Origin of the sequence: Actinomadura mexicana (assembly GCF_900188105.1) — a bacterium.
In the GTDB taxonomy this organism is placed as follows: domain Bacteria; phylum Actinomycetota; class Actinomycetes; order Streptosporangiales; family Streptosporangiaceae; genus Spirillospora; species Spirillospora mexicana.
Genome location: NZ_FZNP01000006.1, coordinates 452,863 through 467,415 on the forward strand (window position 1 = coordinate 452,863; position 14,553 = coordinate 467,415).

Annotated in this window: 12 protein-coding genes; 4 read left to right on the forward strand and 8 right to left on the reverse strand. The window is 74.7% G+C overall.

The annotated features are described in order from the left end of the window. Nucleotides 1–6 precede the first annotated feature (6 nt). Together CHC11_RS18565 and mnmA are read right to left on the reverse strand one after the other, a co-directional pair. Nucleotides 7–825, reverse strand: coding sequence for an LLM class F420-dependent oxidoreductase (locus tag CHC11_RS18565; protein ID WP_089312981.1), 819 nt, complete (start codon nucleotides 823–825; stop codon nucleotides 7–9). 35 nt (nucleotides 826–860) lie between these two features. After that, the gene (mnmA, locus tag CHC11_RS18570) at nucleotides 861–1,937 is read right to left on the reverse strand and encodes a tRNA 2-thiouridine(34) synthase MnmA (RefSeq protein WP_089312982.1); all 1,077 of its coding nucleotides are present in this window, start codon (nucleotides 1,935–1,937) and stop codon (nucleotides 861–863) included. 67 nt (nucleotides 1,938–2,004) lie between these two features. Here mnmA and CHC11_RS18575 point away from each other — a divergent pair, with 67 nt between their 5' ends. Further along, on the forward strand, nucleotides 2,005–3,090 hold the full coding sequence (locus CHC11_RS18575) for a DUF695 domain-containing protein (RefSeq protein ID WP_089312983.1): 1,086 nt from the start codon (nucleotides 2,005–2,007) through the stop codon (nucleotides 3,088–3,090). A 73-nt stretch (nucleotides 3,091–3,163) separates the two neighbouring features. Here CHC11_RS18575 and CHC11_RS18580 read toward each other — a convergent pair whose 3' ends face one another. Further along, nucleotides 3,164–4,000, reverse strand: a complete 837-nt coding sequence (locus CHC11_RS18580) for a DUF1206 domain-containing protein (RefSeq protein ID WP_245919391.1) — start codon at nucleotides 3,998–4,000, stop codon at nucleotides 3,164–3,166. Between the two features lie 39 nt (nucleotides 4,001–4,039). Then, the gene (locus CHC11_RS18585) at nucleotides 4,040–5,215 is read right to left on the reverse strand and encodes a cysteine desulfurase family protein (RefSeq protein ID WP_089313054.1); all 1,176 of its coding nucleotides are present in this window, start codon (nucleotides 5,213–5,215) and stop codon (nucleotides 4,040–4,042) included. A 159-nt stretch (nucleotides 5,216–5,374) separates the two neighbouring features. Here CHC11_RS18585 and CHC11_RS18590 point away from each other — a divergent pair, with 159 nt between their 5' ends. The 3 genes from CHC11_RS18590 (at nucleotide 5,375) to CHC11_RS42115 (ending at nucleotide 9,144) form a co-directional block, all read left to right on the forward strand. Further along, nucleotides 5,375–5,896, forward strand: coding sequence for a TetR/AcrR family transcriptional regulator (locus tag CHC11_RS18590; RefSeq protein WP_089312984.1), 522 nt, complete (start codon nucleotides 5,375–5,377; stop codon nucleotides 5,894–5,896). A 182-nt stretch (nucleotides 5,897–6,078) separates the two neighbouring features. After that, a complete protein-coding gene (locus CHC11_RS18595) occupies nucleotides 6,079–7,308 on the forward strand; it encodes an MFS transporter (RefSeq protein WP_089312985.1) in 1,230 nt (409 codons plus the stop codon). Nucleotides 7,309–7,356: 48 nt separating this feature from the next. Then, nucleotides 7,357–9,144, forward strand: a complete 1,788-nt coding sequence (locus tag CHC11_RS42115) for a serine/threonine-protein kinase (protein ID WP_218826141.1) — start codon at nucleotides 7,357–7,359, stop codon at nucleotides 9,142–9,144. Between the two features lie 48 nt (nucleotides 9,145–9,192). Here the strand turns inward: CHC11_RS42115 and CHC11_RS18610 are convergent, their stop codons facing one another. The 4 genes from CHC11_RS18610 to CHC11_RS18625 all read right to left on the reverse strand — a co-directional run bounded on the left by CHC11_RS18610 (nucleotide 9,193) and on the right by CHC11_RS18625 (nucleotide 14,517). After that, nucleotides 9,193–10,143, reverse strand: a complete 951-nt coding sequence (locus CHC11_RS18610) for an electron transfer flavoprotein subunit alpha/FixB family protein (RefSeq protein ID WP_089312986.1) — start codon at nucleotides 10,141–10,143, stop codon at nucleotides 9,193–9,195. A 21-nt stretch (nucleotides 10,144–10,164) separates the two neighbouring features. Beyond that, nucleotides 10,165–10,944, reverse strand: coding sequence for an electron transfer flavoprotein subunit beta/FixA family protein (locus CHC11_RS18615; protein ID WP_089312987.1), 780 nt, complete (start codon nucleotides 10,942–10,944; stop codon nucleotides 10,165–10,167). A 275-nt stretch (nucleotides 10,945–11,219) separates the two neighbouring features. Continuing rightward, a complete protein-coding gene (locus CHC11_RS18620; RefSeq protein ID WP_089312988.1) occupies nucleotides 11,220–12,530 on the reverse strand; it encodes a protein kinase family protein in 1,311 nt (436 codons plus the stop codon). A gap of 58 nt (nucleotides 12,531–12,588) precedes the next feature. After that, the gene (locus tag CHC11_RS18625; protein WP_179278889.1) at nucleotides 12,589–14,517 is read right to left on the reverse strand and encodes a serine/threonine-protein kinase; all 1,929 of its coding nucleotides are present in this window, start codon (nucleotides 14,515–14,517) and stop codon (nucleotides 12,589–12,591) included. Between the last annotated feature and the right edge of the window lie 36 nt (nucleotides 14,518–14,553).

The following is a 14,553-nucleotide window of genomic DNA, read 5'->3' on the forward strand; positions in this document are numbered from 1 at the left end:
CGGCGATCACAGCAGCGCGGCGAGCCGGTCGAGGTCGCGGAGCGTGCCGTCCCGCGGCTCGGTCCGCAGGTTGAACAGGACCTCGTCGGCGCCCGCGGCCTCCAGCTCCGCGACGGCCTCCGGCCTGGCGGGGACGGCGAACACCGTCACCGCCACCCGGCGGCCCGCCCGCTCGCGCAGGTCGGCGATCCGGGCGGCGAGGCCGCCGTCGCCGCGCCCGTAGATCGGCATCCATCCGTCGCCGTACTCCGCGGCCTGGTCGAGCGCCCTCGGCCCCGATCCGCCGACCAGCACGGGCGGATGCGGGTCCTGGACGGGCTTGGGGTAGGAGAACACCGGGTCGAAGTCGACGAACTCGCCGTGGAACTCGGCCCGCTCCCGCGTCCACAGTTCCTTGACCGCGAGCACCCGCTCGCGCATCAGCCGCATCCGGGTCGCCGGATCGGTGCCGTGGTTGCGCATCTCCTCCCGGTTCCAGCCGGCGCCGACGCCGAGCGCGGCGCGCCCGCCGGAGACCAGGTCGAGGGAGGCGACCTCCTTCGCCAGCGTGATCGGGTCCCGCTGGACGACCAGCGCGATGCCGGTCCCGAGGCGCAGCCGGGCGGTGACGGCGGCGGCCGCCGACAGCGCGACGAACGGGTCGAGCGTCCGGTAGTAGATGCGCGGCAGATCGCCGCCGCCCGGATACTCCGTCTCCCGCTTCACCGGGATGTGCGTGTGCTCGGTGACGAACAGGGACCCGAACCCGCGCTCCTCCAGCGCCCGCCCGAGCGCCGCGGGGCCGATCCCCTCGTCGGTCATGAACGTCGAGACACCGAACCGCATCGCAGCCTCCCAGGGGATCGTCCCCGACACCCTAGTCAGGCGGGAACGCGCGCGGTCTCCGCGATCGTGGCCGACGCGAGGACGCGGTCGCCGGCGTAGAGGACGGCGGCCTGGCCGGTCGCCACGCCCCGCGCCGGGGTGCCCAGGCGGACGCGCAGCTCGTCGCCGGCCTGCTCGGCCGTGCACTCGTAGACCTCGCCGTGCGCGCGCAGCTGGACCTGGCAGTCGAACGGACCCTCCGGGGCCTCGCTCAGCCACACCGGGCGCTCGCCGGTGATCTCGTGGACGTCCAGCGACTCGCGCGGACCCACCGTCACGGTGTTCGTGACCGGCGAGATGTCAAGGACGTAGCGGGGCCGCCCGTCCGGCGCCGGGGTGCCGATCCGCAGGCCCCTGCGCTGCCCGATCGTGTAGGCGTAGGCGCCGTCGTGCTCGCCGACCTCGTTGCCGTCGGCGTCGACGATCGGGCCCGGCGCCGCCCCCAGCCGCTCGGCCAGGAAGCCGCGCGTGTCACCGTCGGCGATGAAGCAGATGTCGTGGCTGTCGGGCTTGTCGGCGACCTGGAGCCCGCGCCGCTCGGCCTCCAGCCGGATGTCGGCCTTGGAGGTGTCGCCGAGCGGGAACAGGGCGTGCGCGAGCTGCTCGGGCGTGCAGACGGCCAGCACGTACGACTGGTCCTTGCCCGCGTCGACGCCGCGGCGCAGGACGCCGCCGTCCAGCCGCGCGTAGTGGCCGGTGCAGACGGCGTCGAATCCGAGCGCCATCGCGCGGTCCAGCAGCGCCGCGAACTTGATCTTCTCGTTGCAGCGCAGGCACGGGTTCGGGGTGCGGCCCGCCGCGTACTCGCTGACGAAGTCCTCCACCACGTCCCGGTGGAAGCGCTCGGCGAGGTCCCACACGTAGAACGGGATGCCGATCACGTCGGCGGCGCGGCGGGCGTCGCGGGAGTCCTCCAGGGTGCAGCAGCCTCGCGCCCCCGTCCGGTAGGACTGGGGGTTGCTGGACAGGGCCATGTGGACGCCGGTCACGTCGTGCCCGGCCTCGGCGGCACGGGCGGCCGCCACTGCGGAGTCGACGCCGCCCGACATGGCGGCGAGTACACGGAGAGCCATAGTCCTTCGAGCGTACGCGGCGTGGCCCGGTCCCCCGACTTTATTTCCGCGTACGATTGGGGCCGCTATGGGAATCTTCCGCCGTCCGCGCGAGGCGTCCGCCGCCGCACCGCCCGCCATCAGCGAGTTCTGGGAGTGGTGGGCTCAGGCCCGCCCGACGATCGAGGCCTCGCTGGCCGCCGGGCCGGAGCAGTCCGAGGAGTCCGATCCGGCCGTGCCCGGCGAGGGCCTGTCCGCCGAGACGATCGAGGAGCTGTCCCGCCGCGTCCACAAGATCCATTCCGGACTGCAGTGGGAGATCGGCGGCGCCGACGACCGGAACCCGTCGCTGACCGTCACCGGCGGCGGCGACCCCGAGCTGCGCGGCCTGACCGAGCGCTGGGCCCGCTCCGCCCCGGCCCGCTCCGCGGCGGGCGGCTGGACCTTCCACCCGTCCCGCCAGGCCGACCCGGAGATGCTCGGCCAGGACCTCATCCTCGGCGACCACGAGTTCGACCTGGAGTACGTCCGGCTCGGCATGCGCGCCGACGCCGACCGCGCCCGCGTGCACATCACCGCCTACCACCCCGACTTCCTGTTCGTCTCCGAGGAGCAGCAGCTGCAGGTCGCGCTGAACGTCCTGCACTGGGCGCTCGGCGAGGACGACGTGGCCCGCTGGGTCGGCGAGGTCACGATCGCGACCGAGGCGCCGATCGACTCGCTGCCGCCGTCCATGCTGCCCGCGGTCGTGGAGCAGATCTCCGAGCCGTTCGCCGAGCCCGCCTGGCTGACCGGCGAGGGCCGCACGCCCCGCGGCCACCCCGCCCGCCTCGGCGCCCGGTTCCCGCTGCACCGGCAGGACTACCCGCTCTGCGACCTGCACGTGGCGATCTCCGTCCCGTACGCCAACAGCAACCCCGACCGGCTCCCCGTCGAGCCGTCGTCGGGCGCGCTGCGCGCGTTCGAGAAGAAGCTCGCCAAGCTCGGCGACCGCGCCGTCCTCGCCGTCCACGAGACCGGCGACGGCCTGCGCGTCTTCCACCTGTACGCCGACCCCGACTCCGGCGTCATCTCCGAACTCGACCAGCTGGCCGCCGGCTGGCCGGAGGGCAAGGCCAAGGTCGCCTCCACCAACGACCCCGGCTGGAAGGCCCTGGCCCCGTACCAGCCGTGAGTTGAAAGTCACTGCCCTCTTGGTGGCGGGGCCTGGACCACGCCCGGCTCGTGACGGGGGTTCCAGGCGGGCGCTACCCCTGGGAAGACGCAGCGTCTACTTTCCGGTAGCGGGCTTCGCAGAAGTTGTAGAGGCCGAAGGTGATGACGCCCACGGCGACCGCGGCCAGGCCCCAGGGGCCGGCGGGGGTGGCGGCGAACTCGCGGAGGGTGCCGTCCAGGCCCTGGGCCTTGTCGGGCTGGAAGCTGATGGCCGCGTAGGCGAGGAAGGCGCCGACGGCGGCGACGACGAGGCCGCGGGCGGTGTTGCCGACCATCGCGAGGGGCTTGACGACGCGGCGGGCGGTGTCGCCCATCTCCCAGGTCTTCAGTTCCTTCATGAACTTGCGCCGGAAGGCGTTCACGACCATGACCGCGCCCACGACGATGAAGCCCACCGCGACCGCAAGGACGAGCCAGCGGCCGCCGGGCGCGTCCATGAGCCGCGCGGTGTAGGTCTTGGACTGCTCGTCGCTCGACGAGCCGTGGTGGCCGAAGAGGAACGCGAGGGTCCCGACGAACGCGATCGCGTAGATGGCGGCGCGTCCGGCCGACCCCAGGCGCTTGGTCGCCTTGTCGCCGTCCGGGACGGGGCGGCCGAGCAGGGCCTCCGCGACCTGCCAGAGGACGAGCGCGGCGAAACCGACCGCCATCAGCCCGATGAGGACGAGGCCGCCCGGCTTGTCGGCGATGGTCTCCAGCGCCCCCGTGCGGTCGGCCTCCTTCCCGCCGCCGCCGAAGGCGACCTGGAGGGCCAGCCAGCCGATGAGGAGGTAGAGCAGGCCGCGCGCGACCAGCCCCACCCGGGACATGTGGTGGAACCAGGGGTGTCCCGCCGCCTGCTTGAGCCCGTGGCCCACATCCGTCGTCACGGCCACGCTGTCCCCGTTCAAGGGACGGTCAAACCAGCGTCAGCTGAGACCCGCGCGGCGGGCGCGCTCGACGACCGGCCCGATGGCGTCGGCGAGGGCCTTCACGTCGGCCTCGGTGCTGGTGTGGCCGAGGGAGAAGCGCAGCGAGCCGCGGGCCCGCTCGGCTCCCGCGTCCATGGCGACCAGGACGTGGCTGGGCTGGGAGACGCCCGCCGAGCACGCCGAGCCGGTGGAGCAGGCGATGCCGCGCGCGTCGAGCAGCATGAGCAGGGCGTCGCCCTCGCAGCCGGGGAAGGAGAAGTGCGCGTTGCCGGGGAGGCGGTCGTCCGGGTCGCCGTTCAGCACGGCCTCGGGGACGGCCTCGCGCACGGCGGCCACCAGCGCGTCGCGCAGCCCGGCGAGCCGGGCCGCCTCGGCCTCGCGGCGGGCGACCGCGGCCTGGACGGCGGCGGCGAACCCCGCGATGGCGGGGGCGTCGAGCGTCCCGGAGCGGACGTCGCGCTCCTGGCCGCCGCCGTGCAGCAGCGGCACCGGGTCGAGGAACACCGGCGGCTTCGGCTTGGCCAGCAGCAGGGCGCCGACGCCGATCGGGCCGCCGAGCTTGTGGCCGGTGATGGTGAGGGCCTGCGCGCCGCTCGCCGCGAACCCGACGGGCAGCTGGCCCGCGGCCTGGACGGCGTCGGTGTGCAGGGGGACGCCGCGCTCGCCCGCGGCGGCGGCCAGTTCGGCGACGGGCTGGACGGTGCCGACCTCGTTGTTGGCCCACATCACGGTGGCGAGCGCCACGTCGTCACCGGAGCCGAGCAGCCCGCGCAGCGCCTCGGGGGTGACGCGGCCCAGCCCGTCCACCGGGACGACGTCGACCCGGGCGCCTTCGTGGTCGGCGAGCCACTGGACCGCGTCCAGGACGGCGTGGTGCTCGACGGCGCCGACGAGCACGCGGGTGCGGGACGGGTCGGCGGCGCGGCGCGCCCAGTAGATCCCCTTGACCGCGAGGTTGTCGGCCTCGGTGCCGCCGGAGGTGAACACGACCTCGCTCGGGCGGGCGCCGAACGCCTCGGCGATGAGCTCGCGGGACTCCTCGACGACGCGCCGGGCGCGCCGGCCCGCCGCGTGCAGCGAGGAGGGGTTGCCGAGCTCGCGCAGCTCCGCCGTCATCGCCTCGATGGCCTCGGGCAGCATCGGGGTGGTCGCCGCATGGTCGAGGTAGGTCACCACGCGGACAACAGTATCCGCGCCCTTCCTGTTCCCCTCGCGGGCCCGGCGGGACGGCCGGAACCCGCCCCCTGGCGCGGCGGAACAGCGGGCGGGCACCCGCGGTTGGCCCGTATACCGTCCAGCCGGTACAGTAGAGGCCGACACAGTGAGGACGCCATGAAACGAGAAGCCCTCTTGGACGCCGCCGAGTCCGTGCTCTTCGAGCAGGGGACGCAGGCGCTGACGCTCAGCGCGGTCGCCGACCGCGCCGGCGTCAGCAAGGGAGGGCTGCTCTACCACTTCCCCACCAAGGAGGCGCTCGTGCGGGCCATGGTGGCGCGGGTCATCGAGGAGTTCGACGGCCTGATCGCCTCCCACGACGACGGCGCGCCGGGGTCCTACACCCGCGCCTACGTCGAGGCCACGTTCGAGATCCTCACCGGCGAGGCCCGCGCCTACCGGCGGTGGTCGGCCATCACGGCCGCCGCCGCCGACCCCGAGCAGGCCGAGCCGCTGAACGAGGCGATGCGCCGCTGGCACGGCCGCGACCCGGCGGGCGATCCCGAACCGGGCAACGCGGCGATCGTCAGGCTGGCGGCCGAGGGCCTCTGGGAGGTGGTCAGCCATGATCCCGGGCTGTACGACGCCGGGCAGCTCCGAGCGCTGAGGCAGCGGCTCCTGGGGCTGCTGGAGCGCTGACGCCGGGGGCGCCGCACGTGCCCCGTCCGACCTTCCGGACGCTCCGGACCCGCACGGGTTTCCCCACGGGCTCCGCCACCGGTTTGGAGCGTTCCATGACGCACGTCACATGACGACGCACGTCACGCCATGACGCATGTCACGCCGGGGTGCGCCCCGCCGAGCCGAGAAAGAGGTGAACAATGCTGTTCCGTGCCCGTTCGGGGACGTTCCTGACCTTCGCACTGGCCGGTCTGCTGACCGGAGTGTGGGTGGCGCGCATGCCCGCGCTGGCCGGCAAGTTCGGGACGAACGAGGGCGAGATCGGCATCGTCGTCCTCGTCTGGGGGCTCGGCGCGATCGCGGCCATGCAGGCGCTGCGCGGCGTGATGGCGCGGGCCGGCAGCCGCACCGTCCTGCGGGTCGCCCTGCCGCTGACGGGGCTGTCCTACGTGGCGGTGGCGCTCGCCCCGACCTACGGCGTGCTCCTCGGCGCCGTCGCGTTGTTCGGCATGACGTTCGGGATCACCGACATCGCGATGAACGCGCAGGGCAGCGTCGTCGAGCAGGCGTACCGCCGGTCCGTCATGAGCAGCATGCACGCCGGCTGGTGCGCCGGCGCGATGAGCGGCGGCCTGTTCGGCGTCGCCACGGCCGCGGCCGGTTTCGGGTTCACCGAGACCGTGCTGGTCACCGCGCTGCTGTCGCTGCCCGCCGGGCTCGCTCTCGGCCGCACCTACCTGCCCGACCCCGCCGCGCCCGCCGCGTCCGGGACGGGACGCAGGGCGCGCCGGATGCCCGCCGCCGTCTACCTGATCGGCGTCCTCGCGTTCATCGCGTTCATGACCGAGGGGTCGATCGCCGACTGGAGCGGGCTGCTGCTGCACGACGAGCTCGGCGCGACCGAGGCCGTCGCCGCGGCCGGCTACCCGATGTTCGAGCTGGCGATGCTGATCGGGCGGCTCGTCGGCGACCGCGTCCGGATGCGGGTCGGCACCCGCCGGCTGCTGGTCGGCGCCGGCCTCGGCACCGCCGTCGGCATGACCGTCGTCGTGCTGGCGCCGGTCCCCGCGGTGGCGATCGCCGGGTTCTTCCTGACCGGGCTCGTGGTCTGCACGGTCGTCCCGACGACGATCTCGCTGGCGGGCTCCGCCGCTCCGGACCGTCCCGCCGCGGCCGTCGCCCAGGTCGGCGCGATGGGCTACGGCGGCCTGCTGCTCGGCCCGGTCGTGGTCGGCTTCCTGTCGGAGGCGACGTCCCTGCGGGTCGGCGTCGGCGTGGTCGTCGTGCTGGCGCTGCTGATCGCGGCGGGCGCCCGGTACGCGCCGCTGCGCACGACCGCGGACATCTCCGTCCCCGGCCCGGCAGGGCCCCCCGCGGAGGCTCCGGCGCCGGGGGCGGGCGACTCCCGGCCCGAACCCGTCGCCGCCTGAGGCCGCCATCCGATATAACCCCTTCCACAACGGGTGCATGGGGGCGGTATGGGCGGATGGCGGGTTCCGGGCTACAGCGAGATGCGGGTGCTCGGCGAGGGCGCGCAGGGACGCGTCGTGCTCGCGCGCCACGACGCGACCGGACGCCCGGCGGCGATCAAGTACCTGGCGCGGGCCCTCGCCGGCGACGCGGGCTTCCGCGAGCGGTTCCGCGGCGAGGCCGACCTGCTCAGCCGGCTCCGCAACCCCTTCGTCGCCCAGCTGTTCGGCCTCGTCGAGACGCCGGACGGCGCGGCGATCGTCATGGAGGCGGTGGACGGGGCGCCGCTGAAGTCGGTGCTCGCCGAGCGGGGGCCGCTGGCGCCCGAGGCCGCCCTGGCGGTGCTCAAGGGCTCGCTGCTCGGCCTCGCCGCCGCGCACGGCCTCGGCATCGTCCACCGCGACTACAAGCCCGCGAACGTGATCGTGCGCGGCGACGGGCTGAGCAAGCTGATCGACTTCGGCATCGCGGTGGACGCGGGCGCGGCCGGCCGGTCGGGGACGCCCGTCTACATGGCGCCCGAGCAGTGGCGGGACGAGCCCGCCTCCCCCGCGACCGACGTGTACGCGGCGGCGTGCGTGTTCTTCGAGTGCGTGACGGGGCGCCGCCCGTACACCGCCGAGAACCAGGCCGGGCTGATGAGCCGCCACCTCACGGCCCCGGTCCCGGTGCAGGACGTCCCCGGGCCGCTCCGCCCCCTGATCGAGCGCGGGCTGGCGAAGGACCCGTGGGATCGTCCGATGGGCGCCGCCGCGTTCGTCTCCGAACTGGAGTCGGTCGCGGCGGGCGCGTACGGGCCCGACTGGGAGGGGCGCGGGGTCCGCACGCTCGCGGGCGCCGCCGCCGCGCTGTCGGTGCTGTTCCCGCTGACCGCGCTCGGCCTCGGCTCGGGCGGCGCCTCGGCGGGGGCGGTCGGAGCCGCGGGCTCGGCGGGGGCCGCGGGGACGGGCGGCGCCGGCGCGGCGGGCGCGGCGGGCAAGGGCGTCATCGGCACGCTCGGCGCCAAGGGCGCGGCCGCCGTCGCGGGCGGGACCGCCGCCGTGGCCGTGGGCGGCGGCGCGGCGGTCTACGTGGCGGTGGCGGACCAGGCCCCCGAGACCAAGCCGATCGTGGCGCGGCTCGCGGCGCTCAGCGAGCCGCGGCAGGACATCGGCGGCGGGATGACGTTCCAGGCGCAGGGACGGGTCGTGCGCGTCACGGGCGGGGACGCCGCGCTCAACCGGAAGATCAACCAGGCGCTCCGGGCGCCGCTCGAACAGCGCTGGGCCAAGCTCCGCAACGGCCTGAGGGCCGGCGGCCGCGGCCCCTACACCGACGTCGCCACACCGAAGATCCTCATGCGCTCCGACCGGCTGCTGTCGGTGTGGTACGCCGTCGAGCTGCGCGGCGAGCGCGGGACGGGCTGGGACCAGTCCCAGGCGGCGACCGTCGACCTGCGGACCGGCGCCTCCTACCGGCCGCTCGACCTGTTCCGCGTCCCGACCGAGCAGGGCCTCAGGCCGCTGGACGGCAAGCTCAAGGCGCGCCAGACGGGCGGCGCCTTCTGCGGCAGGGGCGGGCCGGGCGGCGCCGGCCTGCCGCAGGGCACCGACAACCCGTCCGCCTTCGTCAAGTCCGGCGAGGTCACCATGGCCCTCACCCCGACGGGCCTGCGCGTGGCCTTCTACCTGTCGGTCCTGGGGTACGAGTCGGCGTGCGGCCAGCTCGACACCGTCCTGCCCTACGCCGAGGTCGGCGACATGGTGAAGCCCGCGCTGCTCAAGGCCGTCCCGTACCCGTCGCCGGAGCGCTCCTAGACGACGCAGGGCCCGGCGGCATGGACGCCGCCGGGCCCCCGCGCGAGATCACTTGCGCTTGCTGATCTCCTCGGTCAGCTGCGGCGCGACCTGGAACAGGTCGCCCACCACGCCGTAGTCGACGAGCTCGAAGATCGGCGCCTCGGGGTCCTTGTTGACGGCGATGATCGTCTTCGAGGTCTGCATGCCGGCCCGGTGCTGGATGGCGCCGGAGATGCCGACCGCGATGTACAGCTGCGGCGACACCGTCTTGCCGGTCTGGCCGACCTGGAACGAGTGCGGGTACCAGCCGGCGTCGGTCGCGGCGCGGGAGGCGCCGACGGCCGCGCCGAGCGAGTCGGCCAGCCCTTCAATGATCTTGAAGTTCTCGGCGCCGCCGACGCCGCGGCCGCCGGAGACCACGATCGCGGCCTCGGTCAGGTCCGGGCGCTCGCCCTTCTCCTGGACGACCTTCTCCACGATCCGGGCGCCCTTGTCGGCGTCCGAGAGCGTGACCGACACCTGCTCCTCGGCCGGGGTGGCCGCGGACGGCACGGGGGCGACGGAGTTCGGCCGCACCGCGATGATCGGCGTGCCCGTCTTCACCCGGGCGTGCGCGATGATCCCGCCGCCGAAGATGGAGTGCTCGGCGACGAAGCCGTCGGCGACGTCCACGACGTCGGTGAGCACGCCGGAGCCGGTCTTGACGGCGAGGCGGCCCGCGATCTCCTTGCCCTCGCCGGTCGCGGCCACCAGCACCGCGGCCGGGGACCCCTGGCTCACGAGCTGGGCCAGCAGCGCGGCCTTCGGGGCGACGACGTAGGAGGTCAGCTCCTCGTCGGCGGCCACGTAGACCTTGCCGGCACCGTACTCGGCGAGCCTGTCCCTGGCGTTCTCATAGCCCGGGCCGACCCATACCGCGGCGGCCTCGCCGAGCCGGTTCGCCAGCGTCAGCAGTTCGAGCGTGACCTTCTTGACCTCACCGTCGACATGGTCGACGAGGACGAGAATCTCGGCCATCGTTGCAATCCCCTTCCTCGGTCAGACGAACTTCTTCGACGCGAGGAACTCGGCGATCTTCGCACCGCCGTCGCCCTCGTCGGTGACGATCTCGCCCTTCGCGCGCGGCGGCGCCTCGGCGAAGTCGACCACCTCGGTCGCGGCGTTCGCCAGGCCGACCCGGGACGCGTCGATGCCGGCGTCGCCGAGGCCGAGCGTCTCGACCGGCTTCTTCTTGGCCGCCATGATCCCCTTGAACGAGGGGTAGCGGGGCTCGTTGATCTTCTCCACCACGGACACGACCGCGGGCAGGCTCGCCTCGACCCGGTCGAAGCCGTAGTCGGTCTGCCGCTGCACCTTGATGGACGTCCCGTCGATCTCGACCTTGTTGGCGAGCGACAGCTGCGGGACCCCGAGACGCTCGGCGAGCATCGCGGCGAGCACGCCGGTGCGCGCGTCGGTGGACTCCGCGCCGAGGACGACCAGGTCGAACCCGGTGCGCCCGAGCGCCTGCTCCAGCGCGTACGAGGTCTGCAGCGCGTCGGAGCCGGCGAGGCCGTCGTCGAGGAGGTGGACGGCCTTGTCGGCGCCCATCGCCAGCGACTTGCGGATGGAGTCGGTGGCCTTGCCGGGGCCCATGGTGAGGACGGTCACCTCGCCGCCCTGGGCCTCCTTGATGCGCAGCGCCTCTTCGATGGCGTACTCGTCGAGTTCGTTGATGACGCCGTCCGCCGCGGCGCGGTCGAGCGTGCTGTCATCGGACTTCAGCTTGCGCGGGCTCTCCGTATCGGGAACCTGCTTCACCAGGACGACGATGTTCATGGCCGGTGGCCGACCTCCCTGCACTCAGTTGGCCGCTGAGGTAAGCGGCAGAGGGGCGCCGCCCATGACGGGTCGACGCGGACATGCGCTTTCGCAGTCACAGCCTGCCAAAGACCCGAACGTGCTTCGGAGCCGGGTCCCCGGTTCGGCCGTGCACGATAATGTTACTCGTCGGTAGCCCACCGGCAAATCCCAGTTCGTGAGACCTTACCCACGTGCGCGGCGGGTTTGCGGTGCACAGGGCGTCCTGAACCGGACGTGACGGACATCACGCCCTACCGCCTGTTGACGGCGTGCTGGAGCCGGTCCATCGAGCTCTCCAGCGTCCGCTGCAGCCCGTAGGTCGGGGAGAAGCTCGGCGTCAGCGTCATCGCGCCGACACCGACGAGCAGGCACAGCACGCCGAGGCCCACGACGGCGGCGGCGACGGCCCGCGGCCGCCGCGCCACCGGCAGGAACATCCGCTCCAGCTGGCGCCGCGGGGCGCTGACGCCGGGCGCCGTCCACAGCACCGCGGCCCCGGCTCCGGCGCCGAACGCGCAGGCCGTGAGCGAGTCCAGCTTCCCGCCGACCGCCGACGCCGCGGCGAGCCCGAGCGGGACGGCGACCGTGAACACCGCCGCGTAGGGGACGGTCAGCAGCGTCCGCCCGAGCGCCCACGCCCAGCCGCGCGCCGTCGTGCCCGCCACCCGCAGCAGCGTCACCGCGACCAGCGTCAGGACGAGTCCCGCGATCGGCAGCATGATCACGACGCCGACGCCGGCCACCACCACCATGGCCGCGAGCAGCCGCGCCCAGCCCTGCGTCACCGCCATCTCATGCGCCGCCGTCTCCCGCATTCCGGCCGGGGGCCCGGCAGGGCCCGGCACTGCCGTGCGGGTCGGCGGGGCGGGGGCCTCGGGCGCGAGCGCCGCGGCGGCGGGGGAAACGGCGGCGGGAGACGCGGCGGCCGGGAGCTTCAGGCGGGACGCCGCCTCCGCCAGTTCGGCCGCCGACGGGCGGGCCCCCGGGTCCGGATGCGAGGCGGCCGCCACCAGGGGGCGCAGGTCGGCGGGCAGCGCCTCGGCGGGCGCGTCCGGACGGCCGGTGGCGGCGAACGCCACCGTCGCCGCCCATGCGCGGATGTCGTCGCCGGCGTCGGCGCCGGACGTCAGCGCGAAGTCGACGACGACCGGCGCGTCGTCCACGACCAGGACCGTCCCCGGCCCCAGCTCGCCGTGCGCGAGGCCGGTCAGGTGGACGGCGGCGAGCGCCTTGGCCAGCCCGAAGGCCATGCGGCGCAGCGCGTCCCCCGACATCGGCCCCTGCCCGGCGACCGTCTCGGCGAGCGGACGTCCGGGGACGAAACGGAAGACCACGTAGGGGCGCGGACCGGCGGCCTCGCCGTCCAGGACGTCCGCCACGTAGGGGCTGAGCACCTCGCGCATCCGCGGGACATCGGGGGCTGCGCCCGGCGGGAGGAGCCGGATCGCCACGTCGCGGCCGTCGGGGCCCGCGGCGCGGTGGACGTCGCCGGTTCCGCCGCCCAGCCTGGACAGCAGCCGGTACGGACCGATGTTCGCCTGGTGGCTCGTCTCACCGCTCATAATGGGTCGCCACCCTACCGACCGGAGCGGGGCCGCGCCCCGTCGCCGGGGCCGCGCGTCACGTCCCGGGGATGCTCGCCACGAGCTCGTGGACGTCGGCGCGCAGGCTCTCCAGGTCCTGGCTCATCCCGTCCACCGGCGTGGTGTCGGGCGGCTGCCGCTGCGACAGACCGACCAGCACCGCGGCGAAGATCCCGAGGATGAGCGCGCCGACGAGCGCGGCCTCGGCGCGCGGCAGCACCGCGCCCCAGACGCGGGCGAGCTGGCGGCGGGGCGCGCCGCTGCCCGGCGCGAGGCACAGCAGCCCGATCACCGCCATGGCCGTGTAGGCGATGGCCGTGGACGCGGTCATCGCCGGGTCCGCGAAGATCAGCACGCCGAGCAGGACCAGCCCCGCGACCCCGCTGAGCGACGTCCACAGCACGGTCGACATCAGGGCGCCGGGCAGGTGCAGCGGCGTCCGGAACGCGGCCGCGACCGCGTCGCCCGAGCGCGGGCCCCGCCGCGTCCGCCGGCCCTCCATGCCCTTGGCCGCCCTGTCGCCCATCCGCAGCACGAACACGCCGGCGACGGTGACGCCGAGGGCGAGCAGCGGCGCGATCTTGGCGAACCCGAGCAGCGCCACCAGGACGATGAGGCTGAGCACCCGGTACCAGCCGTAGGGCTTGCGCCGCTCGTTGTCGCGCTGCGCCCCGTCGGCGCGGGCCTGGTCGGGGCGCTGCTGCGCCTCCTGCTCGTAGGGGCCGCGCTGGAGCGCGCCCTGCGGGGGCTGGTTCGGCGGGGGCCCGTACTGCGGCGGCGGATAACCGCCCTGGTAGGGACCCTGGTCATAGGGGGCGGGCGGCCCGTAGCCGCGCTGCCCGTACTGCTCCCCCGCCTTGAACGGCGCGGGCCCCGGCGGCGGGACGGGCGGCGGCGCGGCGGGCGGCAGCTGGCCCACGAAGTCCTTCGGCTGCGCCGGGACGGGCGCGGGCGACGGGACGGGCGCGGGCGGCGGGCTCGCAGTCCCGGCCGCCGGGGAGGGAGTCCCGGCCGCCGGCGGGTCCTGCGGCGCCGGGACCGGCATGGAGAACTGCCGGGAGTGGTCGGCCGCCGGCTCCTCCGGCCGCGGCGCGCCCGGCGTGCCCGCCGCGCCCGGCGCCGGGTAGTGCCGGTCGACGCGCGTCTGGTCGGTGATGGTGGCCTCGAGGTGGATGCGCCGCGTGAGCTGCACCAGGTTGACCGCCGTCGGGCGCTCGGCCGGGTGCCGCGCCATCGCCGACCGCAGCACGGGCAGCATCGCCTCGGGCACGCCGTCCAGGTCCGGCGTGCTCTGCATGATCTTGTAGAAGATCGACTCGAAGGTGCCGGAGCCGAAGGGCGGGCGCCCGGTCGCGGCGTAGGCGACCGTCCCGCCCCAGGCGTGCACGTCCGACGGCGGGCCCGCGTCCTCACCCTCGATGATCTCCGGGGCGAGGTAGCCGGGGGTGCCGATGACCATGCCGGTCGCGGTCAGCCGGGTCGCGTCGGCGGCCTGCGCGATGCCGAAGTCGATCACGACGGGCTCGCCGTCCACGAGCATCACGTTGCCGGGCTTCATGTCGCGGTGCACGATCCCGGCCCCGTGGATCGCCGACAGCGCCGCCGCCAGCCCCACGCCGAGCCGCTGCAGCGCCGGCCCGTAGATCGGGCCGGACTCCTCGACGATCTCCTCCAGCGTCCGGCCGGGCACGTACTGGGTCACGATGTAGGGCTGGTCGGCGGTCACGTCGGCGTCGAGGATCTCGGCGACGTGCGGGCTGTGCACCCTGCGCATCGAGTCGACCTCGCGGGCCAGCCGGCGACGCGCCGTGGCGTCCCCCGCGACCGCGGGCCGCAGCACCTTGATGGCCACGTTGCGCCCCTCGGGGTCGGCGCCGAGGTAGACGACGCCCATGCCCCCTTCCCCGAGGGTCTGCTGAACGCTGTAGTGGCCGATTCGGTCCCCGGACGTGACGGCTCCCCTCATCGTTTCCGAAACCCTACCCTTGCCCATCCCGCCGAG